Consider the following 3,022-nt stretch of genomic DNA (forward strand, 5'->3'; position numbering starts at 1 on the left):
AAGCAATACGACGCACTTTCCATCGTGTTGCTTGGGCAAATAGGGTCCATCCAACTCGAACTCTTGTTGTTTGAACAAGCAAGGCAATCCTTTGATGAAGCGCTGAGATTGGGATATGAGGAGAAATCAGGGTATGCCACTTCCTGCAGCATCGCTTGGATAGGTAAGGGGTTGCTCGCTCTTTATTCAGGAATGAGAGAGGATGCAGAGGAGTAACTGTTACGAGGCCTTGCCTCTGCAAAGGGATACTCGTTCTATCTTTCTCTCCATGCACAACTTGCACTTGTTGAGTTCTATATAGTGAGTAATCGTCATGAGGAAGCCGTACGGTTGCTTCGCGATGCAGGTAAGCAAGCCTATGAGTACGATGTTACTTCTATAGATGACCGTTTCATAGAGGCAATGTATGCCATGGCACAAAGACGTGTTGGTGACATTCCTGCGTTGGAAATGTGGGTACATAAGCACCAGGAGAAGGAAGTACAACAGGATACCCTTTTTGATCTCTTTGTGTTGGAAGAACGACAAGTGCTTGGGTACTACCAGATAACGGGGCAACAGGAGAAAGCTGTTGCTCTCTATGCTTCTTTACAATCAGAGCTCAAGAAGAAACATCGGTTGTTGCTCTCGATGATCCTCTCAATGGAATTTGGTGACTATGAATCTCAACAAGTAGATTTCTCAAGAAGCCAGATCAGCGAGAAACATATCTCTGGCTTGCAGGAATTGTACGGAGTCAAACAAGAAGGAGAGGATCAACTCCTGACTGACCGTGAGCAAGAGGTCCTGCATTTGATCGGAAAGGGCTATATGAACAAGGAGATAGCAGGGATGATGAACATAACCGAACGAACAGTGAAGTGGCATGCCTCCAGGATCTATGAAAAGTTGCAGGTAAGCACTCGAACGGAGGCGGTTGCCGAGGCCCAAAATCTTGGAATTTTATAGTAGCTATGGTTGGTAAGGCAGCAAATGTCATATGAGGTGGAATCTATTTTACTTTCTTTTCTTCCAACTTATAACGGAAAGAAAGAAAGGAAGATCCTATGAATGAAAGTGGCATTCGAAGCCTGCTTCTGGAGACATCTGGAACTTCGTTTGAAGCATGCAGAAGCTTGGAACAAGATTTAACATTCATAACTTTGAAAGAGGAGATGGATAAGCGACAAATTGCCTTTGGTTCAGCCCAGATGGAAACCCTGAAAATGATAGGCTCGGATAAACTTTTTACCAATCTTGCCATGTTGCTTTCCGATCAATGTTCGTATACCTGTAAGGTGGCTGTATTTCAGGGTCGGGATTCTGCAGTCTTTCGCGATAGGAAAGAATTTTCTGGATCTGTTCTGAAACAGCTTTCAGATGTGTATAGATTTCTTGCTACTTACAATAAAACAAAAGCACGATTCAACGGGCTGTTGCGGGAAGATACCTTGGATTATCCACAAGAAGCTATTCGTGAGGCACTATTGAACAGCATTATTCATCGTGACTATCTTTTTTCAGGAAGTACGATTATCAATGTATTTGATGATCGTATTGAATTTGTATCTCTTGGAGGTTTGGTGAGAGGCCTTTCCATGGAGGCCATAACAATGGGAGTTTCTCAGTCAAGAAATCCTAATTTGGCTTCAGTGTTTTATCGTCTACAGTTAGTGGAAAGTTACGGGACTGGTATTCGAAAGATTATGCATCTCTATAAGGAATATCTAAGAAAACCTGAATTTAAAGCTGCTGAAGGTGCATTCTCATGTGTCCTCCCAAATAGCAATGAAGAAGGCATGTATACCCAGAAATATGACTATCATGAGGATAGCGTTGGGGAGTCTCTGAATGCGGAGAAGGCATCCATTCTATACCATGCTAAAGCAAGAGGTTCCATTTCCAGGAAAGAAGTGGAGGATCTTGTCGGGCTGAAGACAACAAAAGCATTTAGACTGCTCAAGGAGCTGTGTGCTGAAGGACAACTCACGCAACAGACTTGTGGGAAATTCACCCGATATATTCCCCTTGGGGAGTAAGGATCAACATAGTTCTTCAAGCATTACCTCGTAATAAGATGACCTAATCGTAGTTGCATTGCCTGTATCGCTCCGGCATACTAACAGGGAAGGAGTTAAGCATGAGTTCAAAGCAAGATGGATTTGAGGTAGTGGCTGAGGGTGTGAAGCGGAAGATTCTCTCCTATAATGAGACAATCATGGCAGTAGAAGTCCACTTCGAAACAGGTGGAGTTGGTTCCGTTCACTCCCATCCCCATACCCAGTTGACCTATGTGTTGGAGGGCTCTTTTACCTTTACCATCGATGGAAAGTCTGTCCAGGTTTCTAAGGGAGATACCCTTGTCTTTGAACCAGATGTAAAGCATGGGACCACCTGCCTGGAGAAGGGAGTGGTCTTGGATGTATTCACTCCATACAGGGAAGATTTTGTGGGGTGAGATTTATAAAAAATATAGCCTTAATCTTATCTTATTGGGTTTTTGAACTCGAATAGTAGTCATGATGGAGCGTGACGCAAAAGACCAGATGATTAGAAAACTCCAATTGGAGAATAAATCATTACGCTCAGAAAATGAACGATTACGATCTCTGTTACAAACATCTCGGACTATCGATGATGCAGAGGTTCTTGAAAGTACAGTGAAAGAAAGGCGGCTGAAACGGCTTGAACTGTATCGCGCTTACTTCCGAGGGCGCACTGATGTATATGCACAACGATGGTTTAACAAACAGGGAAAGAAACAATATAGTCCAGTAAACCAACGTAGATATATGAAGTGGAATGATGCTAAGCACCGATATATTGTATCAGCTCCTACAGGAGTCTCTCCCTATGAGCCTCTTACTGATGAGGTGCTTGTACGTCATTTATCCACAAAAGAAGATAATAATGGAGAAGATGTTTCTATTGGTTTGTATATTATTGTAAACGATGATGAATGTTATCTTTCTGCGATAGATTTTGATGGAGATTCCTGGCAGAAGGATGTGTTGCAATCTATTCAGGTCATTGACTCATATGG

The 3,022-nt window shown here is 42.8% G+C and carries 4 protein-coding genes and 1 pseudogene; all 5 read left to right on the top strand.

Translation table 11 applies throughout. The features are described from left to right. The coding region (locus JF818_RS02915; protein WP_198890490.1) for a hypothetical protein at positions 1-216 on the top strand (216 nt) is incomplete at its 5' end. Beyond that, the gene (locus JF818_RS02920) at positions 217-948 is read left to right on the top strand and encodes a LuxR C-terminal-related transcriptional regulator (protein ID WP_233065827.1); all 732 of its coding nucleotides are present in this window, start codon (positions 217-219) and stop codon (positions 946-948) included. It begins immediately after the preceding gene. A 98-nt stretch (positions 949-1,046) separates the two neighbouring features. Then, positions 1,047-2,018, top strand: coding sequence for an ATP-binding protein (locus tag JF818_RS02925; protein WP_198890492.1), 972 nt, complete (start codon positions 1,047-1,049; stop codon positions 2,016-2,018). Between the two features lie 101 nt (positions 2,019-2,119). Continuing rightward, positions 2,120-2,437 carry a cupin domain-containing protein gene (locus tag JF818_RS02930; RefSeq protein ID WP_198890493.1) on the top strand — a complete coding sequence of 106 codons (318 nt, stop codon included), beginning with the start codon at positions 2,120-2,122 and terminating at the stop codon, positions 2,435-2,437. Between the two features lie 64 nt (positions 2,438-2,501). Beyond that, a pseudogene (locus JF818_RS02935) lies at positions 2,502-3,022 on the top strand (hypothetical protein); the annotation flags it as partial.

It is taken from the genome of Sphaerochaeta sp. S2 (assembly GCF_016406725.1).
Taxonomy (GTDB): domain Bacteria; phylum Spirochaetota; class Spirochaetia; order Sphaerochaetales; family Sphaerochaetaceae; genus Sphaerochaeta.

Excerpts from the sequence above, each read along its gene's own strand:
- JF818_RS02925 (WP_198890492.1), top strand. The coding sequence starts at position 1,047 with ATGAATGAAAGTGGCATTCGAAGCCTGCTTCTGGAGACATCTGGAACT.
- JF818_RS02930 (WP_198890493.1), top strand. The coding sequence starts at position 2,120 with ATGAGTTCAAAGCAAGATGGATTTGAGGTAGTGGCTGAGGGTGTGAAG.